The sequence below is a fragment of the Kyrpidia sp. genome (assembly GCF_023512215.1).
Lineage (GTDB): Bacteria > Bacillota > Bacilli > Kyrpidiales > Kyrpidiaceae > Kyrpidia > Kyrpidia spormannii.
The window spans coordinates 1-23,620 of record NZ_JAILZZ010000023.1; the positions used below are offsets into that span (position 1 = coordinate 1).

General features: G+C 57.8%; 25 protein-coding genes and 2 tRNA genes. 25 read left to right on the plus strand and 2 right to left on the minus strand.

The genetic code is table 11. The annotated features are described in order from the left end of the window. The 24 genes from K6T64_RS09500 to K6T64_RS09615 all read left to right on the plus strand — a co-directional run bounded on the left by K6T64_RS09500 (position 1) and on the right by K6T64_RS09615 (position 20,025). Complete coding sequence (locus K6T64_RS09500; protein WP_288009896.1) at positions 1-147, plus strand: RidA family protein; 147 nt, start codon at positions 1-3, stop codon at positions 145-147. A 69-nt stretch (positions 148-216) separates the two neighbouring features. Further along, the gene (gene spoVG, locus K6T64_RS09505) at positions 217-504 is read left to right on the plus strand and encodes a septation regulator SpoVG (protein ID WP_100669071.1); all 288 of its coding nucleotides are present in this window, start codon (positions 217-219) and stop codon (positions 502-504) included. A 189-nt stretch (positions 505-693) separates the two neighbouring features. Further along, positions 694-2,103, plus strand: a complete 1,410-nt coding sequence (gene glmU, locus K6T64_RS09510; RefSeq protein ID WP_100666486.1) for a bifunctional UDP-N-acetylglucosamine diphosphorylase/glucosamine-1-phosphate N-acetyltransferase GlmU — start codon at positions 694-696, stop codon at positions 2,101-2,103. After that, positions 2,100-3,050, plus strand: a complete 951-nt coding sequence (locus K6T64_RS09515) for a ribose-phosphate diphosphokinase (protein WP_100666487.1) — start codon at positions 2,100-2,102, stop codon at positions 3,048-3,050. Before glmU ends, K6T64_RS09515 begins: the two co-directional genes overlap by 4 nt. Positions 3,051-3,129: 79 nt before the next feature. Then, positions 3,130-3,768 (plus strand): 50S ribosomal protein L25, encoded by a 639-nt coding sequence (locus K6T64_RS09520; protein WP_288009860.1) that lies wholly within the window; start codon positions 3,130-3,132, stop codon positions 3,766-3,768. A 120-nt stretch (positions 3,769-3,888) separates the two neighbouring features. Further along, positions 3,889-4,443: an aminoacyl-tRNA hydrolase gene (gene pth / locus K6T64_RS09525; RefSeq protein WP_100666489.1), complete on the plus strand. Its 555-nt coding sequence runs from the start codon at positions 3,889-3,891 to the stop codon at positions 4,441-4,443. Between the two features lie 120 nt (positions 4,444-4,563). Beyond that, on the plus strand, positions 4,564-4,797 hold the full coding sequence (locus K6T64_RS09530) for an anti-sigma-F factor Fin (protein ID WP_013074145.1): 234 nt from the start codon (positions 4,564-4,566) through the stop codon (positions 4,795-4,797). Between the two features lie 80 nt (positions 4,798-4,877). After that, positions 4,878-8,402, plus strand: a complete 3,525-nt coding sequence (mfd, locus tag K6T64_RS09535) for a transcription-repair coupling factor (RefSeq protein WP_483306139.1) — start codon at positions 4,878-4,880, stop codon at positions 8,400-8,402. Further along, complete coding sequence (locus K6T64_RS09540; RefSeq protein WP_288009863.1) at positions 8,392-9,306, plus strand: peptidyl-prolyl cis-trans isomerase; 915 nt, start codon at positions 8,392-8,394, stop codon at positions 9,304-9,306. The genes mfd and K6T64_RS09540 overlap by 11 nt, the downstream gene beginning before the upstream one ends. Before the next feature lie 225 nt (positions 9,307-9,531). Then, complete coding sequence (gene spoVT, locus K6T64_RS09545) at positions 9,532-10,074, plus strand: stage V sporulation protein T (protein ID WP_100666491.1); 543 nt, start codon at positions 9,532-9,534, stop codon at positions 10,072-10,074. Positions 10,075-10,181: 107 nt separating this feature from the next. After that, positions 10,182-11,780 carry a putative polysaccharide biosynthesis protein gene (locus K6T64_RS09550; RefSeq protein ID WP_288009864.1) on the plus strand — a complete coding sequence of 533 codons (1,599 nt, stop codon included), beginning with the start codon at positions 10,182-10,184 and terminating at the stop codon, positions 11,778-11,780. A gap of 24 nt (positions 11,781-11,804) precedes the next feature. After that, on the plus strand, positions 11,805-12,668 hold the full coding sequence (gene mazG / locus K6T64_RS09555) for a nucleoside triphosphate pyrophosphohydrolase (RefSeq protein ID WP_288009865.1): 864 nt from the start codon (positions 11,805-11,807) through the stop codon (positions 12,666-12,668). Positions 12,669-12,758: 90 nt separating this feature from the next. Next, complete coding sequence (locus tag K6T64_RS09560; protein ID WP_041303505.1) at positions 12,759-13,031, plus strand: HU family DNA-binding protein; 273 nt, start codon at positions 12,759-12,761, stop codon at positions 13,029-13,031. A gap of 2 nt (positions 13,032-13,033) precedes the next feature. Beyond that, positions 13,034-13,309, plus strand: a complete 276-nt coding sequence (locus K6T64_RS09565) for an RNA-binding S4 domain-containing protein (protein WP_100666494.1) — start codon at positions 13,034-13,036, stop codon at positions 13,307-13,309. A gap of 142 nt (positions 13,310-13,451) precedes the next feature. Continuing rightward, positions 13,452-14,888 carry an oligosaccharide flippase family protein gene (locus K6T64_RS09570; protein WP_288009899.1) on the plus strand — a complete coding sequence of 479 codons (1,437 nt, stop codon included), beginning with the start codon at positions 13,452-13,454 and terminating at the stop codon, positions 14,886-14,888. A 162-nt stretch (positions 14,889-15,050) separates the two neighbouring features. After that, positions 15,051-16,382 (plus strand): O-antigen ligase family protein, encoded by a 1,332-nt coding sequence (locus tag K6T64_RS09575; protein ID WP_157935323.1) that lies wholly within the window; start codon positions 15,051-15,053, stop codon positions 16,380-16,382. Positions 16,383-16,413: 31 nt separating this feature from the next. Continuing rightward, entirely contained in the window at positions 16,414-16,716 is a 303-nt protein-coding gene (gene yabP / locus K6T64_RS09580) for a sporulation protein YabP (protein WP_100666497.1), read from the plus strand. Positions 16,717-16,739: 23 nt separating this feature from the next. Continuing rightward, on the plus strand, positions 16,740-17,324 hold the full coding sequence (yabQ, locus tag K6T64_RS09585; RefSeq protein WP_288009871.1) for a spore cortex biosynthesis protein YabQ: 585 nt from the start codon (positions 16,740-16,742) through the stop codon (positions 17,322-17,324). Between the two features lie 50 nt (positions 17,325-17,374). After that, positions 17,375-17,734 carry an FtsB family cell division protein gene (locus K6T64_RS09590; RefSeq protein ID WP_100666499.1) on the plus strand — a complete coding sequence of 120 codons (360 nt, stop codon included), beginning with the start codon at positions 17,375-17,377 and terminating at the stop codon, positions 17,732-17,734. Positions 17,735-17,807: 73 nt separating this feature from the next. Continuing rightward, entirely contained in the window at positions 17,808-18,233 is a 426-nt protein-coding gene (locus K6T64_RS09595; RefSeq protein ID WP_100666500.1) for a S1 domain-containing RNA-binding protein, read from the plus strand. A 135-nt stretch (positions 18,234-18,368) separates the two neighbouring features. Continuing rightward, positions 18,369-18,445, plus strand: a tRNA-Met gene (locus K6T64_RS09600). A gap of 1 nt (position 18,446) precedes the next feature. Beyond that, a tRNA-Met gene (locus K6T64_RS09605) sits at positions 18,447-18,523 on the plus strand. 181 nt (positions 18,524-18,704) lie between these two features. Next, positions 18,705-19,106 carry a DUF2089 domain-containing protein gene (locus tag K6T64_RS09610; RefSeq protein WP_100666501.1) on the plus strand — a complete coding sequence of 134 codons (402 nt, stop codon included), beginning with the start codon at positions 18,705-18,707 and terminating at the stop codon, positions 19,104-19,106. Then, positions 19,099-20,025 (plus strand): SHOCT-like domain-containing protein, encoded by a 927-nt coding sequence (locus tag K6T64_RS09615; RefSeq protein ID WP_288009873.1) that lies wholly within the window; start codon positions 19,099-19,101, stop codon positions 20,023-20,025. Before K6T64_RS09610 ends, K6T64_RS09615 begins: the two co-directional genes overlap by 8 nt. Before the next feature lie 41 nt (positions 20,026-20,066). On the opposite strand, the gene cmpA is transcribed toward K6T64_RS09615, so the two are convergent. Then, positions 20,067-20,186 (minus strand): cortex morphogenetic protein CmpA, encoded by a 120-nt coding sequence (gene cmpA / locus K6T64_RS09620; RefSeq protein ID WP_013074162.1) that lies wholly within the window; start codon positions 20,184-20,186, stop codon positions 20,067-20,069. Between the two features lie 64 nt (positions 20,187-20,250). Beyond that, the gene (locus tag K6T64_RS09625; RefSeq protein ID WP_269148830.1) at positions 20,251-20,769 is read right to left on the minus strand and encodes a deoxycytidylate deaminase; all 519 of its coding nucleotides are present in this window, start codon (positions 20,767-20,769) and stop codon (positions 20,251-20,253) included. A 241-nt stretch (positions 20,770-21,010) separates the two neighbouring features. Between K6T64_RS09625 and spoIIE the strand changes: the two genes are divergently transcribed. Then, a complete protein-coding gene (spoIIE, locus tag K6T64_RS09630) occupies positions 21,011-23,515 on the plus strand; it encodes a stage II sporulation protein E (protein WP_288009876.1) in 2,505 nt (834 codons plus the stop codon). Positions 23,516-23,620: the final 105 nt, after the last annotated feature.

The following is a 23,620-nucleotide window of genomic DNA, read 5'->3' on the forward strand; positions in this document are numbered from 1 at the left end:
ATGAACGATTTTGCCCCGATGAATGAAGTCTACGAGGAAGTGCTCGGCGCGTATAAGCCCGCCCGGACGACGGTCCAGGCGGCGGGGCTGCCGAAAGGCGCGGGGGTCGAGATCGAATTGATCGCCGTGATTTCAGAATCAATTTGAATGGCGCTAAACAGGTTTCGGATCTGACACCGTCGAACTCTCCCTCCAAAATGGAGAGGGGGAGTGACCGTGGAGATCACGTCGGTCCGTTTGGTTCGGCTCAGCGCCGGGAAACTGCGAGCTTTGGCGTCGGTGACCTTTGACGACGAGTTCGTGGTTCACCAGATTCGAGTGATTCACGGAAGCACCGGATTGTTTGTGGCCATGCCGGCGAGGCGGACGGCCTCCGGGGCCTATCGGGACATCGCGCATCCGGTGTCGGCCTCGTTACGGTCGAAAGTCCAGGCGGCGGTGCTGGCGGCTTACGAGGCGCCCGGGGTAGGGGAGCCGTCGGACAAAGTGGAGAGCGAGGTCTGAAGGACTGCGGGTCCCGGGCGAAGGATGTCACACCGACGGCGGCGGGATAGGATCGGGGGTGTATTCCACTGCCGGCGGCCGTCACCTTTTGTGCGACGGTTGAATCCCCTATAGTGATGCGTTATAGTGTTGTACCGGAAACGCCTTGTCCGTGCCGGTCCGGGCGGAGAGGCGACGGGGGGATGGTCATTGACGCAGCGAAACGCCGTGGTTTTGGCGGCCGGGCTCGGGACCCGGATGAAATCCCGCAGGCACAAGGTGGTTCACGAAGTATGTGGTCAACCGATGATTCGACACGTCGTGGATCATCTGAAGGCGAGTAAAGTGGACCGGATCGTCGTAGTGGTAGGTCACCTGGCGGAGCAGGTCCGGGCCGTTTTGGGGGATGAGGTGGAGTATGTTTTTCAGGAGCGGGCGCTCGGCACTGGCCACGCGGTCCTGCAAGCAGCTCCCTTGCTGGAGGGGACGGAAGGGCAGACCTTGGTGGTGTACGGGGATACTCCCCTCATTCGCCCGGAGACATTCCAGAGGTTGGCCGATGTACAGCAGATGACCGGGGCAGCGGCTGCAGTACTGACCGCCGTCGTGGATCACCCGGAAGGCTATGGGCGGATTGTACGGGACGGCGACCAGATTCGGGCGATCGTCGAGGAGAAAGACGCGGACGAACAGATTCGTGCGATTCGCGAGGTCAATGCGGGAACCTATTGCTTTGACACAGAACAATTGTTCGATGCCGTTCGCCGCCTCGACAACGGGAACCGCCAAGGGGAGTACTACCTCACGGATTGCGCAGAGATTTTGCAGAAGGATGGCCGGCGGGTGACCCCGGTATTGCTGGAAGATGCCGGGGAGATGGCCGGGGTCAACGATCGAGTGCAGCTGGCTGCGGTGGAAGAAAGCATGCGTCGTCGCATTCTGGAGTACTGGATGCGGGAAGGGGTGACGGTGGTCGACCCCCGATCGACGTACGTGGATTCCGATGTCGTCATCGGAAGAGACACGGTGATTCTCCCCGGGACATGGCTCCAAGCCGGGACGCGCATTGGCGAAGACTGCCGGATCGGGCCGGCGGCTCGGCTGTCCGCCTCGGTGGTGGAGGACGGGGTCCGGGTGGAGCAGTCGGTGGTTCTTGGCTCAACGCTGCGCTCGGGGTGCACGGTGGGGCCTTTTGCCTACGTGCGTCCGGGTTCCGATGTGGGACCCGGGGCAAAGATCGGAGATTTTGTCGAGGTTAAGAATGCCTTGATCGGCGCGGGAACGAAAGCCGCACACCTCACATATATCGGAGATGCCGACGTGGGGGAAGGTGTGGTGTTGGGGTGCGGGACCATCACCGTCAATTACGATGGGGTGCAAAAGCATCGCACAAGAATCGGGGATCGAACGTTTGTGGGGTGCAACAGCAATCTGGTGGCTCCCGTGACGGTGGGATCGGATGCTTACGTGGCCGCTGGGTCGACGATCACCGAAGACGTTCCAGACGGGGCTATGGCGATCGCCCGAGAGCGTCAGATCAACAAGGAAGGATACACAGCGACGCTGCAGCACAAGTTGCGGGGGCGGCGGATGAAAAGCGAGGAGTCCCGGGAGTCATGAGGTATCGCGACGCGAAGTTAAAAGTGTTCACAGGGAACTCGAATCCCGCTTTGGTTCGGGAGGTCGTGGAGCACGTCGGGGTGGAATTGGGACGATCCCGGGTGACCCGTTTTAGCGACGGGGAGATTCAGGTTAAGATTGAAGAAAGCGTTCGGGGTTGCGACGTTTTCGTCGTGCAATCAACCTCTGCGCCGATCAATGAGAACTTGATGGAATTGCTGATCATGGTGGATGCCCTCAAACGTGCATCTGCAAAACGGATCAATGTCGTCGTGCCCTATTATGGGTATGCCCGGCAAGATCGCAAGGCCAGGCCTCGGGAGCCGATCACGGCAAAACTCGTGGCAAACCTCATCGAGACGGCAGGGGCCCATCGGGTGATTGCCATGGATCTGCATGCGGGGCAGATTCAGGGTTTTTTTGACATCCCTGTGGATCATCTGCTGGCCCAACCGATCCTCGCCAGTTATTTTCAGGATAAAGGGTTGAAAGACGTGGTGGTGGTTTCACCGGACATGGGAGGTGTCACCCGGGCCCGGGGGATGGCCCAGCGTCTCGGGGCCTCGATCGCCATTATCGATAAACGCCGTCCTGAGCCCAATGTTGCGGAGGTCATGAACATCATCGGCGACATTGACGGAAAGACGGCCGTGATGATCGACGATATCATCGATACGGCGGGCACCATCACCCAAGGGGCGAAGGCGTTGCTCGAACGGGGGGCAAAGGAAGTATATGCCTGCTGCACCCATGCAGTTTTGTCGGGACCGGCAATGGAGCGCCTGCGGGAATCCGAGATCCGCGAGGTCGTCGTGACGAACACGATTCCGCTGAAGGAATCGCCTGCTCTGGACAAGCTGGTGGTGCTGTCGGTAGCTCCCTTGATCGGAGATGCCATTATCCGGGTGCACGAAGACCTGTCGGTGAGTACCCTGTTTAATACTTGAAAGCCCGATCGGGGCGGACTGGGCCAGTTTGTCGCTAGTTGCCTTGGTTTGTACCTGTTTGAAGAAAGGAGCGGTTTTTGTGAGTACCCAAGTGTTACCTCTGGAGACCCGAACTGATCTGCGCCGCAGTGTACTGACACATCTGCGGCGGTCCGGGCGGATTCCGGGCGTCGTGTACGGTAAGGGCCGTGAGCCGGTGCCGGTGTCCGTAGAAGAGGCTCGGCTGTTGAAGATGCAAACGGGGCACGAGACAGCTTTGGTCGATATCGAGTTGCCGGGCCAAGGGCGTTTGCCCGCAGTGATCCAAGAGATTCAGAGGGATCCCGTAACCCGCAAAATCTTGCATGTGGATTTTCACGTCGTCATGTTGGACGAACCTGTCGACGTAGAGGTACCGGTGCAAGTTCAGGGCATAGAAGAAGTCGACAAACGGGGACTGGTGGCGCAGGTTCTTTTACGGCACCTGCGCATTCGGTGCCTGCCGACGGAAATTCCTGAACACCTGCGGGTGGATGTGAGTCGCGCTGAAGAGGGCGAGGTCGTCCGCGCGGCCGACGTAGAACTGCCGAACGGGGCTCATCTGCTGGAGGAAGCGGACGAAGTCGTGGTCAATATCAGTGCCGCCGGTGCCGGTGCAGGCGCCGGAGAGGCTCTGCCGGAGGAGCCAAAAGAACCGGAGATGGTTCACGATACCGAGGGGAAGGGCCGCACGGAGTAGGTTGTTCCGGCGGTATGGCCGCAGCCCCGGGCGTGGGAGCTGCGGCTTTTCTCACTGCCTGAGCGCGAGTGGGCTGGTTCGACATTTCAAAGCCGATCGGCAGAAGGTGGCGGGGCTGAGATGTGGTTAATTGCGGGGCTCGGCAATCCCGGGCCGCAGTACGCCCAAACGCGCCACAACGCTGGCTTCATGGTGATAGACCGATTGGCCGCACGATGGAGCGTGAGTGTGACGAGCCGGGGCTTTCACAGTCTGACCGCAAGTACCCGGGTGGGCGAAGAGCAAGTGTTGTTGTTGAAGCCTCAAACCTTTATGAACGAGAGTGGCCTGGCGGTGGGCGAGGCAATGAGATGGTATCGCCTCGATCCGGAATGCCTGATCGTCGTCTATGATGACATGGACCTGCCCCCGGGCAAAGTCAGGTTGCGCTACAAAGGATCGTCGGGCGGCCATAACGGCATGAAATCGATACTCCAACACCTGGGAACGGAAACCTTTGGGCGGGTGAGAATTGGCATCGGCCGGCCGATGGAAGGGCGAAGTGTGATTGATCACGTCCTTTCCCCGTTTTCCCCGGACGAACTCTCCACCCTTCATCCCGCATTGGACCGGGCTGTAGAATTGATTGAGATTGCCGTGCAGGAAGGATTTGAAAAGGCCATTTCAAAAGCTTAAAGATCGACCGGCCCGCCCCAACGCGGTTCCCGTCAAGTGCCTGTATCCCGATTCCGCCTACCGCGCATACTATGGGGGCAACATGGGCGCCCGGCGGGGCTGTCACGGGAGGCGGAAAAGGTGCGAATCATCTATGTGTGCCGTCATTGTCATCACTACCTCGGGGAAGTGGATGGAAGCCGCGTGTCCCCCTCGGCTTTGGGTTTCCATTCGTTGACACCCGAAGAACGGGCCGATATAATGACTACGGATCCCCACGAAGGGTGTATCTATGTCAACACGGTGTGCGAATTCTGCCAGCAGGCTCTAGAGGCGAATCCTGAACTGACCTTGATTCGCACGCCACTCCAGTAGTGATATGGAAAAGCGGCGCGCCAAGCCTTGGCTTAGCGATGGGCTGAGGCTTTTTTGGTCTTTTGTGAGGAGGGGACAGGTTGGAACGATTGATCCAATATGTTTCCGAACATCCGGGATTTCGAACACTGATGGAAGGCCTGGATGAGCGGATAGAAGAGCAATGGGTCACGGGGTTGTCCGGGACGGCGGCGCACGTCATGATGGCTGCGCTACGGCGGGAAACCGGCAAGCCGATGCTCATCGTTACCCATAATCTTCAGGAAGCACAACAGTTGTATGATGATTGTCTTGAATTTCTTCCGAACGACCGTGTTCTCCTGTTTCCCGAACGCGAGGCGGCGCTGCTCGATGTGGCGGCTTACAGTCCGGAACTCGCGGCCGAGCGCATGGACGTTTTGACGCGATTGGCGAAGGGAGAAAACATCCTGTTGATCGCTCCGGCCCGGGCAGTGGACCAGCCCCTTCCAGATCTCGAAATATTCCGTTCCTTCCTCCTGTCTATAAAGGCCGGGGACGTTTTAAAAAGGGATGAATGGGTGGATCGGCTCCTCCAGATGGGGTATGAAGCCGCCGATCGAGTGGAAGCGCGAGGGCAATTGGCAGTCCGGGGCGGCATCGTCGACGTTTTTCCCCTCACGCACGAACGCGCTTACAGGATCGAATTTTTCGACGACGAGATCGACGCCATTCGGGTGTTTGACCCGGAAACGCAGCGGTCTGTCGACCAAGTAACAGCTTGCGAGATCGGACCGAACACCGAGGTTCTGGCCCCGAAAGAGCGAATTCAAGCGGTGGCCCGGGTCGTGCGAAGCCAGTGGGAGCGGCAGCGAGAAAAATTCGCCGACGAAGGCCATCGGGAACGAGTGGACCGATATATCGGGGAAGACGTCCGGCGCATGGAGACCGGCTACCCTTTTACCGGACTGCTGCGTTATATCCACCTTCTGTATCCGCGTCCCGGGGGGCTTTTAACCTGGATGCCCGTGGACGCCATTTGTGTATACGCGGAACCCATCCGAATTCGGGACAGCCTGAAACAACGGGAGCGGGAGGAACAGGAGTGGGAGTTGCACGGCCTGGAAAAGGGCGAGTTGCTCTCTGGCCTCCACCGTCCTACTACGGCTGGGGATGCCGGTCTCTCGGGACACCGGCAGAGGGTATTGTTCTCCTTGCTCGCCCGGCACACGGCCGCCAACCGGCGCGTGATTTCGGTGCCGGCCCGTTCTATGCAGCAATTCCACGGCCAGATGAACGTCTTGAAACAAGAATGGGACCGGTGGTGCCGAACGGGCCAGCGAGTGGTCCTGGTGGCGGCGAACGGAGAACGGGCCGAGCGGTTGCGCCGGGTGCTGGAAGACTACGGTATGTCTGCAGATCTGACTTCTGAATGGTCCAAACAGGCCAATCGACCGCAAATTGTCTTGGGAGGAATCTCGTCCGGTTTCGAGATGCCAGATCTCAAGTTGGTCGTGGTGACCGAGCAGGAGATTTTTACTGCCAAACGCCGACATCGCCGGGTGTCCACCGTTTCAGATGCGGAAAGGATCAAGAATTACCAGGACCTGAAAGTTGGCGACTACGTGGTTCACGTAAACCACGGTATCGGGCAATACATGGGAATCCAAACCTTAGAGATCGAAGGGATTTACAAAGATTATCTGTACATTCGTTATGCTGGAAATGACAAATTGTACGTACCTATCGATCAAATCGATCAGGTACAAAAATACATCGGCGGCGAAGACAAGCAGCCAAAATTGTATCATCTCGGCGGAACCGAGTGGGCCAAGGTCAAAAACCGCGTCCGCTCCTCCATCCGGGATATCGCAGAGGAACTGGTCAAACTCTATGCTCAGCGAATGGCCTCGCCCGGCCATGCATTCTCCCCGGATACCCCCTGGCAGAAAGAGTTTGAAGCGATGTTCCCATACCGGGAGACGCCGGATCAATTAAAGGCCATCGAAGAGATTAAGCGGGATATGGAGCAGCCTCGACCCATGGACCGACTGCTTTGCGGGGATGTTGGTTACGGGAAAACGGAAGTCGCAATGCGCGCCGCGTTTAAAGCCGTGATGGACGGTAAGCAGGTGGCCGTCCTCGTACCCACGACGGTGCTTGCCCAGCAACATTACGAGACGTTTCGGGAGCGTTTCCACGGTTTTCCGATCTCCATTGATGTGGTCAGCCGGTTTCGCACCCGCGGCGAAATGAGTCAGGTCTTGAAACAATTGCGAGCAGGCACCGTAGACATCATCATCGGTACCCATCGACTCCTGCAGAAGGACGTGAAATTCAAGGACTTAGGTCTCCTGATTGTGGATGAAGAACAACGTTTTGGCGTTACACATAAAGAAAGGCTCAAGCAACTCAAGACCAACGTGGACTGCCTGACCCTCACCGCGACACCGATTCCCCGGACTCTTCACATGTCCATGCTGGGAGTGCGGGATCTGTCGATTATCGAGACTCCGCCGGAAAATCGGTTCCCGGTCCAGACCTACGTGTTGGAGTATGACGACTTGCTGGCTAAAGAGGCGATCGAACGGGAAATTGGCCGGGGCGGCCAAGTATATTTTTTGTACAACAAAGTACAGGACATTGAACAAATGGCAGATCACGTGAGACGTCTGGTCCCCGATGCCAAGGTGGCGGTGGCCCACGGGCAGATGCCGGAAGATCACCTCGAACTGGTGATGCTGGAGTTCTTGCACGGAGAACACGATGTGCTCGTGACCACCACCATTATCGAGACGGGTTTGGATATTCCAAACGTTAACACGCTCATTGTTTACGATGCGGATCATCTCGGACTGTCGCAGCTTTATCAGCTTCGGGGCCGAGTCGGACGATCTAACCGGATTGCGTATGCGTATTTCACCTACCAGCCCGAAAAGGTGCTGACCGAAGTGGCGGAAAAAAGGCTTCAAGCGATCAAGGAGTTTACGGAACTGGGCAGTGGGTTTAAAATCGCCCTCAGGGACCTGTCTATCCGAGGGGCCGGGAACCTACTGGGGCCGGAACAGCACGGGTTTATCGCATCGGTGGGGTTTGACCTGTACAGCGACATGCTCGCTGATGCGATTCGAGAGCTCAAGGGTGAATCCTTACCTCAAGTGGTCGAACCTCAAGTGGAACTGGCTGTGGATGCGTATTTGCCCGAGCGGTACATTCCGGATTCCATGCAGAAGATCGAGATTTACAAGAAATTCGTGTCGTGTCGGCGGTTGGAGGATGTCGATGATCTGCAGGAAGAGATCGAAGACCGCTTTGGGGATATTCCCCAAGAGGTTCTCAACCTATTGGCGGTGACCCGCATCAAGATCTGGGCGATACGGCATGATTTCAAGTCGATTTCCCAGCAGGGTAGTGAGGTCACGTTAAAACTGCATGAGAGACAAAACAAGCACGTCCAGGGCGACCGACTGTTTGACCTGACCAAGCGGTTCCGGGAGCGGATCAAGCTCACCGCAGGGCAGAACATCACAATGACGCTGCGCATGCGGGGGTTGACGGCGGAACAGTCGTTGAAATTGCTTCTGGAGTTCATGGAGGCGTTTCAAGACGTTGTCAAAGGGCAGGAGGAACTGCAAAATGTCTTATAGCCGCTTGGCCGGCGCTGTTTTTGTCACTCTTTTTGCGATCCTGGCGCTGGCGGGTTGCGGAAGTTCGGATGTGGTGGCCACTTTCGACGGGGGCCAGGTGCACCGGGCGGAGTTGGACAAACAATTCAAGCTCCAGAGGTTGTTGATTGCGCCTCAGTATCCGGATACCCCGCAAAACCGCCTGGAAGTGTTGCAGCAGTACATTGTGATGCATGACATCCTTGATCAAAAGGCCAAGCAGGAGGGCATCACCGTCAGCGATAAGGAGTTGTCCGACACCGTGGCCCAGTACCGGCAACAGTTGATCCAGTACGTGTACGGCAACGCTGACGCCCTTAACAAAAAAATGACGGAATTGGGATTGACAGACAACGACCTCAAAACCCTAGCAATGGACGACATTTTCTCTCAAAAATATTTCGCGAAACATCTTTCGGTTTCAGACGAGGAAGTTCAGGCGTACTATAAGGATCACCCGGCGGATTACACGATCGCGAAAGTTGCCCATATCCTCGTTAAAACCAAGCAGGAGGCCGAGCAAGTCAAAGCCCGCCTTCTCAAGGGAGAGTCTTTCGCCCAAGTCGCGAAGGAGGTTTCTCTCGACCCCTCCAAGGATCAAGGGGGCGAACTTCCGGAAGGCCCCTTGTCCCAGTGGGTGGGCCCGTTTCAGGATGCCGCTATGAAGCTGCCCATAGGGCAGATCAGCGATCCCGTACAAACTCAATTCGGCTGGCATATCATTCGGGTGGACAGCCGCAAGGTGGAACCACTGAGTCAGGTGAAGGATCAAATCACGAATAAAGTCATGCAGATGAAGGAACAGCAGTGGTTCAACCAAGCGAAACAGGATGCGCACATCACCATTGAAGACCCGGCCCTGAAGCAGGCGGCCGGGGGGCCCTGATCTGCTCTCCCGGGGCCAGAGTTGAGGAGGAGTCGATACTGCCCTGGCCCCTCAACTCCCGGGGCGCGGGGGTGGTTACGAGCGGGCCTGCTGCCAGAAAGCGGTATTGTTAAAATCCCTTGGGGTGTACACCCTAATGTTGACGAACCATCCGTTTGTGGTCAGTCCTACCAGACTCTCCGGTTTTAGAAGCTGACTCCACTACGCGACAAAGGGGGAACCACCGTGAAAGCTACGGGCATCGTTCGTCGCATTGATGACTTGGGCCGCGTCGTGATCCCGAAGGAAATCCGTCGGACATTACGGATTCGCGAAGGCGATCCCCTCGAGATCTTTGTCGATCGAGACGGTGAAGTGATCCTGAAAAAGTACTCCCCCATAGGTGAGCTCGGGGATTTTGCGAAGGAATACGCGGATTCCCTGCATGAAAGCCTCGGGCACATCACCTTGATCTGCGATCGAGATGTGGTCATTGCCGTGGCGGGTGCGCCGAAAAAGGATTTTCTCGACAAGCCAGTGGGTGTCGATGTCGAACGCGCGGTGGAGGACAGGAGAACGGTTTTGGACGCCGAACCGGGGCAATGGACCATTCTGCGGGACGAGCCTGACACGTACTCTTCCCGGGTCATTGCGCCGATCATTGCTGCGGGCGACCCCATTGGGGCGGTGGTTCTCCTCTCCAAGAATGAACAGGTCCATATGGGTGAACTGGAAAAGAAAATGGCCGAAACGGCCGCCGCATTCCTCGGGAAACAGATGGAACAATAAATTTCGCGTCTTTCAGGGAGTGGTGGGCTCGGCTTTTTTTTACCCCTCGCACATATAGATCCACCCGTAGCAGTCTGTTATGATGAGAACGGGCGGAGGGAAAGTGAATGACGAGGGGGAACCGATTTGTCCGGGGAGCCGCCGTTTTGGCTGGGGCCGGATTGGTCTCGAAAGTGCTGGGGTCTGTGTACACCATTTTTTTACAAAACATCATTGGGGATCGAGGACTCGGTCTGTACCAGATGGCATACCCGATTTATGCCACCCTCGTGATTCTCGCTACGGCCGGCCTGCCTGTGGCGGTCTCGAAGTTCGTGGCCGAACGGGCGGCGGTGGACGACGCGGCGGGGGCGTCACGGGTATTCCGGGTCTCGGCGGCCATCATGGGAGCCATTGGTGCGGCCGGGTTTTGTTTGTTATTTTTCGGAGCCGAGCGTTACGCGGCGTTCGTCGGCAATCCCGATGCCGCTTTGGCCCTACGGGCAGTGGCGCCCGCGATGCTCCTCGTTCCGGTGATGAGCGTGGCCCGGGGATATTTTCAAGGGTTTCAAGAGATGATGCCGACAGCGGCTTCCCAGGTGGCTGAGCAGACCGTTCGCGTGATCACAATCATCTCCCTGTCCTGGTGGATGATGGTTCAGTGGCGCTCGCCGGAGTGGGCGGCTGCGGGAGCGGCGTTCGGTGCCGTGACCGGGGCGTTGGCCGGTTGTGCCGTTCTGTGGCGGGATATGACCCGCGGGCCAATGATTTGGCGATGGGGTTCCCGGGGAGACAGCGGACTCGACTCCCGGTGGGGCAAGGATATGGTTCTCTATGCTTTACCCGTGAGCCTGGGGGCTTTGGCCGTTCCGTTGATCAATAATGTCGATGCGCTGACTGTGGTCAATTCTTTGAAAGCGGCCGGTTTGTCCAGTGGGGTGGCCACGGAGATGTTTGGGTGGCTCAGCGGACGGGCCTTTAAACTGATGATCTTGCCCGCCACTTTTGCCGGAGCTGTGGCCGTTGCCCTGTTACCTTCCCTTACCTCGGCCATGACCCGGCGGGACCTCAAAGCGGCCAATCACCAGGTCGAACTGGGGTTGCGATTGACCCTTTGGCTGTCCCTGCCGGCATCAATCGGCTTGATCCTGCTGGCCGCTCCGGTGGACCGGATGTTGTTTCGGGACACTTCGGGGCTTGCGGCGATTCAAATCACCTCTTTGGCCATGGTGTTTAGCAGTCTTCAGGTCACGGCATCATCGATCCTTCAAAGTGTCGGACGTCCGTGGGCGCCAGTCTGGCACCTGGCCGTAGCGGTGGCCGCGAAAGGTATTTTAAACGTATTGTGGGTGCCGCGCTGGGGAATCGAGGGGGCGGCGGCGGCGACGGTGGTGGCTTATGCCGTGGCTGCGCTGTTGAACATCGTGACGGTGATGTCATCCACGGGCCTCGTTCTTCACGTTCGGCAACTCTTTTGGCGTCCCCTTGTCGCATCGATCGGAATGGCCGCCGTGGTGGCGCTGGTGTTACAAACCCTGGGGGGCGAAACGGGGGCGAACCGGTGGGAATCCGCCATGGTGGCCCTCAGCGCAGTGGTGTTGGGGGGAATTGCTTATTTTGTCCTCCTGCTGATTGTGGGGGGGTTCAGCCGGGGGGAACTGGAGTCGCTGCCCCGCGTGGGTCCAGTGCTGGCTCGGGTGGGAACACGATTCGGGTGGTTGAAATGAGAATGGCAAGGGGCGACACTGGGGATGAATGAGCAACACACAAAAACGCAAGGCTCCCTCGATGTGGGACGGCGATTCGCGCATGTGGTGGAACTGGTGGCACGTCTGCGGGGGCCGGGGGGGTGCCCCTGGGACCGGGCCCAGACGCATCTTTCCCTTCGCCCCTATGTGATCGAGGAAGCTTATGAAGTGGCTGAAGCGCTGGATGAGCAGGATCCCAGGGCTTTATGTGAGGAACTTGGCGACTTGTTGCTACAAGTGCTCCTACATAGCGAAATCGGCCGGGAAGCGGGTACCTTCGATATCTCAGATTGTATCGATGGCTTGTCCGCCAAACTGATTCGCCGTCACCCCCACGTCTTCGGCGGCGAACGCGTGGAAGACGCCGCCGGTGTCGAGCGGCGGTGGGCACAGATCAAAGCCCAGGAGCGAAACCGAGCCGTCCAGGAAGGGGAGGAAGGGGGCGCGGGTGGCTGGCTGGAGGGGATCTCTCTTGCCCGGCCGGCTGTCCAGGTGGCCTATCGGTTAGGAAAGCGGGCGGCGGAGGTGGGATTCGATTGGAAAGACCCCCGCCTAGTGATGGACAAGGTGCGGGAGGAACTCCAGGAGGTGGCCGATGCCCTTCAGGAACGGGGGGGCCCGGACGGGGGGGCCGCGTTCTCGGAGGCCGTGGCGGAAGAAGTGGGTGACTTACTGTTCGCGGTGGTCAACCTGGCCCGACTGGTCGGTGTTGACCCCGAAGGAGCCCTGGCCGGGGCGAATCGCAAGTTCATCCGGCGGTTTGGTTACATGGAGTCGGAGTTGAAAAAGCGCGGCATCCCCTTGGACAACGCCTCCTTGGACGAAATGGAAGCTTTGTGGCAGTCGGCAAAGAAAGTTTGCCGATAGCGGATAAAATTCCTGGAATCGTGCAGGATTCCGTTCAGGAGCAAAGAAATATTTGTGTGAATCCAGGATGAGAAAGGGGTCATACACGACATGAACAAGATGGAACTTATCGCCAAAGTGGCGGAACGCAGTGGTTTGAAAAAGAAAGAAGCCGAGGCCGCTGTCAACAGTGTTTTCGACGTCATCGGTGAGGCTCTCGCCGGGGGTGAAAAGGTGCAGTTGGTGGGATTTGGTACCTTTGAGCCCCGGCGGCGGGCGGCGCGAATCGGTCGCAACCCGCAGACTGGGGAAGAGATTTCGATTCCCGAGTCGGTGGTTCCGGCCTTCAAGCCAGGCAATAAATTGAAAGAGGTCATGAAGTAAGGGTGCGATTGGATAAATTCCTCAAAGTCTCTCGCCTGGTCAAGCGGCGCACCGTGGCCAAAGAGTTATGCGACCAAGGGCGCGTACAGATTAATGGCCGGCCGGGCAAAGCGGGATCCGAGGTGAACGTGGGTGACGTACTCACGATCGCCTATGGCGGGAGGATGATGAAGGTGCGGGTGGTGGACCTGCGGGACCATGTACCCAAAGATGAAAGCACCGCATTGTTCACCGTGCTGGAAGATTGGCGGGCCCAGTCGGGATCAGGGCCGGAGTGACTCGCCTGCACGGTTCAAGACCAAGGGGGATGGGGCGGGGGCGCCGCGTCGCGGCGCCTTCGCTTTGCCCATCCCTTTGTCCGTTGCACCCGGCGGTGGCAGCGGAAATCTTACGAAAAGGGCTGTACATCCATTGAGCGGAATGCGAATCCTCAAGAATGCCGTCTATCTCTTCGCCAGCAATGTCCTGGTTCGATTGGTGGGGGCAGTGGCAGCGATTCTGGTGGCTCGCTACCTCGGAGCGAAGGATTACGGCATTCTGAGTGTGGCATTGGCATTTTCTGTTGTAACTGGGTATTTCACCGACCTCGGATTATCTCACACCTTTATTCGGGATGGCACAAAGCCCGGCGCGGATCTGGGCCGTCTATTGGCCGGATTTTTCAAAATCCGCCTGTTGTTCGGCCTGGGCACGGCGGTGGTCTCGGTGGCGGTGGTGCAAAGTCTGTATCCCGATCCGGGAATGCGCCGTGTCTTATACTGGGTGGTGATGCCGACGATTCTCGGGGCGGCCTTTCAGGGCGTAGGTGCCGTATATTTTCAAGTGGTGCAGAAAATGCAGTATACGGCGCTCATTCGCGCGGTGGCGGGTCTGCTCTCCGCCGGTGCCCTGTTTCTCGGGATGGCTTTGCGTTGGCCTTTGGATTTTCTCGCGCCGATCTACGGGCTGGCGGCGGTGGCGGGGGGGCTTCTCAGCTTATGGCTGGTGGGTCACAGGGTGTCTTTTTTTTCCGGCTGGGACCGGTCTCTTCTTCGGGGGCTGGGATCTTTCACCCTTGGGGGGCTGGTGATCATGCTGCTGAACCAGATGGGCCCCCTGGTTTTAGAGCGGGTGACCGACCTCGTCGCGGTGGGGTATTTTGCCGCAGCCTTTCGCATTCCCTCGGTGTTGTACCAGATCCCCGGGGTATTGGCGGAGGCCTATTATCCCCAACTGTTTGCCCACGGGAACCGACGAGATGAAGATGCGCACCTCCGTCTTAACGTTCTGGAATTGAAAATGATGAGTGCTCTTGGGGTGATGATGGCGTTGCCTTTTTTGCTTTACCCGGCCTGGTGGATACACCTGTTGTTTGGGCCGCGGTGGGCAGACGCAGCTCCAGCGCTGACAATACTATCGTGGATGGTTTTTATGCAATCCATCAATTACCCCTTGGCGGATGCCTTGACAACGAAGGGGATGCAATCCCGAAGGACAGCGGTGCTCGTCGCCGTCCTGGTCGTCGGTGCCGCGGCCTACGCGGTTCTCGGGGCGCGTTGGGGGAGCACCGGAGGTGCCTTGGCGGCCTTGGTTGTCGAATGTCTGTCGATGATCGGGTTTGTACTGATGAACCCCACAGGTTGGCGTCTTCTCTTGCAAGGCGCAGCAAGGAACGCGGCGGTGGCGGCGGCAGCCGTGTTTCTGGGGTTCCTCTGGGTACGCGATTGGTCTCCTTTTGTTGGTATGCCCGTCCTTGAGATGGGGGCGGGATTGGCCATAGTGGCCATGGATTCAGACATTCGGCGGCGGCTGCGGGAAATGTGGGAAAAGGTTCAGGAAAGGATTCCCAGGATCAGGCGGGAGGGAGGCGGTCCTTGAATTTCAAAAAGGAAAATCTTCGGATTCGGGCGCAGGCGGCGATTTCTCGAAAGAGCTTGGCGGGTGTGGCAGATGGCCTCTCTTTCCAAAGAGGCCGTCTTTCGATAGAATGGAACCCGGCACAGGGCCGTCAAGGGACGGGCAACTAAGGAGATGATCGATGTGGCAACGGATTTCAGGCGCGGCGCCGTACGGCTGGCTTGGATCATCGTGACGGTGCTGGCCATTTATATCCCTTTGCGATTCTTCCTCATCGATTACGGGCCGCTGGCGTTTACGCCCGTTCACTTGGGCCGGGTGGCGAGTTTGGCCTTCCGCTTTGGCACGGACATATTAGTGGTCGTTCTCGTGGCGTGTTTATGGGCTGCCAAGGGAATTAAAGGTTTTCGGTTTCAGTGGATCGATTACGCCGTGCTCCTCTTTGTACTAGTGTCTTTCCTTTCGATGGTGGTCAATCACACCTCGTTTCTTCGCTTTGGGGCGACCATGCGCGGATTGTTCGTGGTTTACGTGGTCGGTTTTGTGATGGCCCGCCTGCCTGTGGACGCCGTGTGGCTTCGCCGTGCGATGTGGGCATCCGGTGTGACGCTGGGATTGATCCTCTTCGTGGGGTTCCTGCAGGCTTTGGGATGGCCTGAGCCAAAGGCTTGGATCGAGGCCTTGACAGGCATCAATGCCGGACGGATTATGTCTCTGCTGGAGAACCCGAATACATTGGCGTCGTATCTGGTTATCATGTTCTTTCTCGGCATCCTCGTTTTGCCCGAGAAACACCGACCGTGGATGGCTGCCATTCTGCCGGTTCTCTATTACACGTTCTCCCGCAGTGGTTGGCTTGGGTTTGTCGTCGGCCTCATTGCGGCATGGCGGTTATTGCCTTGGCGGCAGTGGGCAAAGATACTGGGCATCGGGGCCATCATCACGGCACTCATTGTTGTGGTGAACCTCACCTTCGGGCCTCCTCTGGCACATCTCGGCTTTGGCGAGCATCTGGGGGCCAACCCCTTTAACCGGGTGACAAAAACCCTGTCTCAACGCGAAATTGGCAACAGTATGTTTAACGGGCGGTTATTTATCCTGAAGATCGCCCTCAATACGGTTAAGGAGCGGCCATTGCTCGGCTATGGGTCCGGGACGTTCGGGGGCGGTGGGACGGTCGTTAAAGATCTCGCGAAACGCTATCACATGCCCACTGACATGTATTCGGACAGTCAGTACAACCGGATCATCATTGAGACCGGTCTCTTGGGGTTCCTCTCCTTTGGCTTGATCCACCTCGTCCTGTTGTGGAAGTCCTGGAAAGCAGGAGGGAAGATTCGATATGCGGGGTTGGCCCTGATTCTGGCTATCGTTGTGATGGATGCCTTTAACAATCTTTGGGAACTGCAACAGGTGATGTTTCCCTTCTGGATGCTGGCGGCCCTATCGTACCTTCGTCGAGATGGCTGGTCTCTGGGAGAGCGTTCTGAGTCGTCCAAGCCCGGCATAGGATAAGGTGACATGTCCGAGTCGGGAGGGAGACGGGATGGCCGACGAAAAAGGGAGGGTCACCAAGCCGGCGCCGAGGCACCACGTGAATATGGCCAATCGCCAATACGTCGAGGTGACCGGCGTCCTGCAAGTGGAGAGTTTCGACAGCGAGCAATTTGTCCTTCAGACCCCGTACGGTTTTCTGGCCATACGGGGCGAGAATCTGCATATTAAGACACTGAATCTGGAAGACGGCATCGTCATCATCGAAGGGGTTGTATTCGAAATGGGGTATGATGACGACGGGCCGGGCCCCGCCGAACGGGCCAAGGGATGGCTGACCAAGCTGTTTCGTTAATCCCGGGGCGAGGAGGGCGGGAGATGCCGCTTCAGGGTCAGTGGCTGGTGGTGGCCGCGTTAGCGGGGTGCGGAGCTGCCCTCGGTGCGGGGTATGATCTTTACAACACGATTCTCCAAGGGCGCAGGGGATGGCGGTGGTTAATCCCCCTTGCCGATGTGGCTTTCTGGGCGGCTGCCCTCGCCGGAGTGTTTTGGGTGCTGCTGGTGACATCGGACGGGGAAATGCGCCTCAGCTTTTTTGCCGTTATGGGCCTCGGGTTCGGTTTGTACCGAGTGTGGTTCCACCCGACGGTCGTTCGGTCGGTGGAAGGGATCGTCAGGGTTCTGACATATTGTGCCCGGGTCGGATACAGACTATGGATGATCGCGGTCTGGCAACCCGTGCTGGGGATCTTTCGCTTGGTGATACGAACCCTTGAAGGGATCTTGCATATTCTCTCATTGTTTGAGAATATAATCCTGTGGCCCTTAGGTTTTGTGACCGGGCGGGTTCAAAAACGCCTAAAGACTAAAGATCCTACCAAGTCGGCAGAGCGGAGCAGGGGAATTCGCGGCCTGTGGTCCTGGATCGGACGTTGGATTAAGCGCTCGGTGAAGAAAGGGTGAATGTTGCGCAGGACGGTGGGAGCACAGGACGATGGAAAGAGGTGAGAGGCATGACGCGTGAGATGGTTCGACGTCGCCGCGAGAATGTCATACGCCTGACCGGGCGGAGAAAGGGCCGTCGCTGGCGGTTGCCGCGTCTCAAGCTCCGCTACCTCTTTCTTTTATCTGTACTCGCTTGGGCAGGGTACACGGCGGTGTTTGTGCAATGGCCCAAGATGAGGAGCCTGGAAGCCCAGCAAGAACAAGCCAACGCAAAGTTGCAGCGGGCACAACAGCAAAACCAAGCATTAAAGGAGCAGGTGCGTCTTCTTCAGCAAGATCAGTACGTCGCCGATTTGGCCCGCCAACAGTTCCACATGGCCAAGCCTGGTGAGATTTTATTTACGACTCAGAACTCTGCAACACCTTGACACATTTTTCGTCCCCTCGCTATAATTTATACCGGTCATCTTTCTCATTTTCTAAGGAGGAACTTCCCTTAACATGTCAATTGAATTAGGCAGCAAACTTGAAGGGAAAGTGACGGGGATCACGCATTTTGGCGCATTCGTCCTTCTTCCCGGTGGCGTCACGGGCTTGGTGCATATTTCGGAGATCGCCGACACCTATGTTCGAGATATCCGCGACTACTTGAAGATCAACGACACCGTGACGGTGAAGGTTATTCACGTGGATCCGAACGGGAAGATCGGGCTCTCCATCCGTCAGGCTAAGGAAGGATCTGCTGCCGAACATCGAGGTTCCCAGGGGGGACGCGAGCATGGGCGAGATCGTCACCCAAGGTCGCGGTCGTCCCGTATGTCGTTTGAGGACAAGTTGAATCGGTTTATGAAAGACAGCGAAGAGCGGTTACAAGCGTTGAAGCGCAGTGAAGCCAAACGTGGTGGCCGCGGCGGCCGGCGCGGGTAATCCTTGATCCGTCTCCTTTCAACTGGTCTGATTCGGTCTTTTTCCGGCACCGTGCAGGTGCCTTCTTTATGGTGGGCAGGCTTTTTATATCTTGACATGGATTTGGTGCTGCAGTATGATTAATTTTGTGACTAGCGCGGGGTGGAGCAGTCCGGTAGCTCGTCGGGCTCATAACCCGAAGGTCGCAGGTTCAAATCCTGCCCCCGCAACCAAGGCGGAGTAGCTCAGGTGGTCAGAGCATGCGGTTCATACCCGCAGTGTCGGGGGTTCGAATCCCTCCTCCGCCACCAGCATGAGTAACGCGTACCCCGTGAGGGGTTTTTTTGTTTGTGAGAAGGGCATGGGCGACGCGCTCGTGCCCTTTTATGATTCATGATCTCAAGATCAGAGATATGCCCATTGCATCTCAGAGATGTTGATTGTAGAATAAACAATGTTAAAGGAAAAGATAAAGGATATGGAGGTCCGGCCATGAGCGGGTGGGTGTCGCAATGTCCCGCTTGTTTTGGAGAGTTGACAGTGGCGGAACTGGAGTGCGAGAGGTGCGGCACCGTGATCCGGGGCCATTTCAGTCCCGGGCCATGGATGCGCCTAAAGCCGGATCAGTGGGATTTTGTCCTGCGTTTCTTGAAAGTCCGGGGCAACCTTCGGGAGATGGAGCGCGAGCTCGGAGTTTCTTATCCCACAATTCGGGCCCGATTGGAGCAGATCCTCCGGGTTCTCGGGTTGGAAGAGGGAGAGGCTGCGGGAACCGGTGGAAGCGTCGGAGAGGCGGCGAGTGTTCTTCAAGCGCTAGAGGCTGGCGAATTATCGGTGGACGAAGCGATCCAAGAACTGGAGAACATCTCGAAAGGAAGGGGCACCCATGCGTGAGGAGCGAATGATGATCCTTCGGATGATGGAGAAAGGGCAAATCACCGCGGAAGAAGCAGAACGCCTTCTTCGAGCGCTCGGGGACACGGGGAAGGAAAGCTCTTGGAGCACCCGGGGTCGCACGTGGGATTTCGGCCCGGTGTGGCAGGATGCAGCTCGCAATGTGCGGGATCTCGGAAGGCAGATGTCGGAGAAATTGGGAAAAGAACTTCAGCAGGCGATGGAGTCCCTGGCTGCATTGCCGGAATGGTTCGGGCGCTGGGAGATCGGGGGCGCCGTGGTTGAACAGGTGTATCGGGGCCCGGGGCCGCTCTCCGCTCTGGAGATTCGAACCCTTCACGGGAACGTGCGGGTGGTTGCCGAACGGCGCGAAGACGTGGAACTTCATGTCCGGGCTCAAGTTTCTGACGGCGGCAGCTGGACGGGGGAAGGGAACCCCTTGGATGCTTGTTGGCGCGCAGAGGGCGGGGAAGTGAAGTTTATCGTCGACGATGAGGCGGAAGTGGTTCGGGGGGCTCATGTGACGGTCCGGGTTCCGGAGGCACCTTTTGACCGGTTAGCGGTTCGCCAAACGAACGGCAGGATTCGGATCGAGTTGGTTCAAGCGCAGGTGGTGGAGTTGATGACCACCAATGGTGCCGTAGAGCTGGAGCAAGTTGCGCCAGCCCCGGATGGTCGAGTGGAAATCCGGGTGGTCAACGGAAGGATTTCCTGGACTGTACCCAAAGGGACTGCCCTGGACGGTACGCTGAAAACGGGAATCGGGGTGGCGGATATTCGCGTGCCCACCCGATTGGCAGAAGGCGGCCGGATTGTCCGCCGCCGAGGAGAGATCATCCTCCGGGCTCCCCAACAGGTGCCCGCCTGCACAGTGGATGTGGATCTGCGGACGGGACGGCTGGAAATCACGGAAGTGTGATTCGTGGTTGACCCGTGAGCCCGGCGCGAACCGTCCAGGGCTCACGGGTCTGCTTCAAGATGGGCCCGGTATTTATAAAATACTCGGTTGAGCATGATCACTGACCGCTTGTCTTTCTCCCGGAACGCTTTTGCCAGTTGATTGCGCAGCCAACTGGGCATTGGAATCCCTCCCCGGGCTGGTCTTACCTGCATATATACGCCGGGGCTTCCGGGAGGGAGCCTGTCAGTCGCCAATCCTTTCGAAATGGACACGGGGAGGTTGATAAGTTTCCAGCCGGCGGAATCCGATTCCTTTTTCCTGGAGAAGGCGGGAGACCTTCTCCAGGTCCTTTTCATAGGGGCGATGGTACACGATTTCGGCAATGCCGCTGTTGGCCAACATGTTGGCACAGGTCCAGCAAGGCGAATCGGTGACATACACCGTAGATCCGAGGCGCTGAGCGCGGTCGGTGAAGAGAATGAGGTTCTGTTCGGCGTGAATTGTGCGGATGCAGTGTTGCTTCTGAACGATTTCGCCTGCCGGGTTCTTCTCATAAACGTCTACCAGCAGACATCCTCCCTCGTAGCAATCTGTTACCCCTGCTGGTGCCCCGTTATAGGCACTCCCCATTAATTTGCGGTCCTGAACCAGGACGGCCCCCACTTGTCGTCGGGGGCACGTTGCTCGGGTGGCCGCCATGTAAGCGATATCCATAAAATAACAATCCCACGATTTACGCGAATGTGACGATTGGTGTCGCACGGTGCGGCCCTCTTTCTCTTTCATTTCTCCTTCATTTTACCGGAATTGAGCCGGTCGTGTCGAGGCAGTGAAATCACGTGTTCCCGGATTGTCGAAGGAAACGGCAAAACTCGGCGCGAAATAACGGGACCTGTCGAGGAAAATGTCGGAACTTTTTTCATTGGCGCCGACGCGGTTTGACACCCTTCTTGCTCCGGCTTGTCCTATAATGACCCTACTCTAACAACGGGTGGTGGAGAGGATGGCAAAGCAAATGGTGAACGATCGCCGGGTGCGCTGGGGCGCAAATTGGGTTAAGGGGATCGTCGACCGGTCCAGGCGAATGAGTCAGCATTTTTCTCTGGTGTGGGGCATTCGCATCCTGCTGGCCGCGATTGGGTTCTTTCTTGGCCGGGCATGGATTGTCGGCCTTTTGTCTCCTTTTTCCCTGGCCTATTACGCTGTGGTCCTGGGAAGTCGCAGAACGGCTGCCCCCCTGGTGTTTCTCAGTATTTTGGCGGGGGTGGCCACGGTTTCAGAGGATCCGCATCGAGTGTTTGTCGTGTTGACCACGTTGACGGCGTACCGCATGGTTTTTGGGTGGCTGTCCCGTCGGCAACGGCTGGGTTCGGTGGAAGTGCCCGTGGCCGTCATTGGAACTGACATCCTGGTCAAAGGATTGGACGCGGCCATTGCAGGAGGAGGGAACCCCTTTACCTGGGCGGTGGTGGGATTGGACGCCGTGCTCGCGGGGATCCTCAGCATGATTTTCCTGCAGGCCATCCCGGTCCTGAGCCACCGGGCCCGGGTGCGGCCTTTACGGGCGGAGGAGATTCTGTGCCTCGTGATCCTGTTTGGATCGGTGTTGACCGGTATGCAGGGGATTGCGGTTCACGGGGTGTCTCTTGACGCCGTTCTCAGCCGGTACTTGCTCCTGATCTTCGCCGTGATCGGAGGAAGTGGGCTCGGGGCAGCCGTGGGCGTAGTCACCGGGATCCTCATGACTTTGGGGAATATGGCGTCGATCTACGAAATCGGGGTCCTCGCCTTTTCCGGATTGCTGGCCGGCCTGCTCCAAGAAGGCAAAAAAATTGGCGTCGGTCTGGGGGCGATGATCGGGTCCATTCTGCTGACCGCCTACTCCTCGGATTGGCATCAGGTGTCTCTGGGGTTGCAGGAGACCGTGGCCGCTTTCCTCCTGTTCGCCTTGACTCCGAGTGCCTGGATCGATTATGCTGCCCGGTTTACCCCTGGAACTCGGGAGTATGCCGGGGTCCGCCAAGACTACGTGCGGCGGGCCCGGGACATGATGGCCGCCCGAATCCGGGAGGTTTCAGAGGTGTTCGATGAACTGGGACAGGCCTTCCGTGGGGCCGAGCGGTCCACCCGGGAACCGGAGGATCTGCTCAACGAAGCGGTGGAACGATCGGCGAGGATGGTTTGCGCCTCCTGTGCCCGGCGCAACGTCTGCTGGGAACGGGACTTTTATGCGACATATCGGGCAATGGCGGATGCGATCGCCCTTATGGACATCGATGGGCCGATCCAGTCCCGGGATGCACCCGATGATCTTCGGCGACGCTGTATTCGAATGGAGCGCATGATTCCTGCCCTTTGGCAGTCCCTTGAGGTCATTCGCCGGGATGCCTTCTGGAACCGACAAATCCGGGAAAGCCGGGAATTGGTGGGAGCCCAGCTTGAAGGTGTTTCTCAAATCATGACCAATTTAGCCGCTGAGATTCAGCGGGAGGTGAACACGGCATCGGAGCAAGAGGAGCATGTCCTGGCGGCATTGGAACACATTGGCCTGCACATTCAACAAGTGGATATCATCAGTCTCGAAGAAGGGAAGGTGAGCATTGAGATCACCCAAGCGATGTGCACCGGCCATGAAGAATCAGCCAAATTGATTGCCCCCCTGTTGTCCGATATCGTGGGCGAACCGATTTCCGTGGAGCGGATCCACTGCAGCCGGGGGGAGGGACCGTGCACCGTGTCGTTCACCTCTTCAAAATCTTTCGCGATCCGGGCCGGGGTGGCCTCTGCGGCCAAGGGTGGTGCCATTCTGTCCGGCGATTCTTATACCCTGCTCGATGTCGGCAACGGCAAGTTCGCGGTGGCGATCAGTGACGGTATGGGGAACGGGGAGCGCGCCCAGGCGGAGTCCAAAGCTGCGGTTGGCATGCTGGAACAATTGTTAAAAGCGGGGTTTGATGAGCAACTGTCCGTCCGTACGGTGAATGACGTACTGATGCTCCGGTCGAAGGACGAGATGTACGCAACTTTAGACCTGGCCTTGGTGGATTTGTTTACGGCTCGAACCGAATTTCTCAAGATCGGTGCGGTTCCCAGCTTTGTCAAGCGAGATGGCGACGTCTTTGTGATCCAGGGTCGGGGGTTGCCGATCGGGATTCTCGACAACCTATCTTTCGACGCGATCGAAGAGACGCTAAAACCGGGAGATCTGTTGATCATGGTCTCCGACGGCGTCTTCGAAGCTGCCCGGCACACGGAAGAACGGGAGGCATGGCTCTTGCGGCAAATTGCGCGGATCGAGTCCCGGGATCCCCAGGAGGTGGCCGACCTTTTGGTGGAGATGGCGGTTCGGATGAATCGGGGGGAAGTTCCGGACGATACCACCGTGGTGGTGGCGCGAATCGACCCCGCGGAACCGGAATGGGCCACGATCCATCTTCCCGGGGTGCCAAAATTGCGTCGTCCCAAGCGACCGGCCGATGGTCGCCGGGTGGTGGGGGTGAGCGGGTAGTCCCAGATGGAAAGATCTCGGAGCAAAAACGGTACCGGTACGACTTTTGTTCTGACGGCCCTCCCGTGTACAATAAAAGCGGGGATACCGAGGAGACGGGAAGGG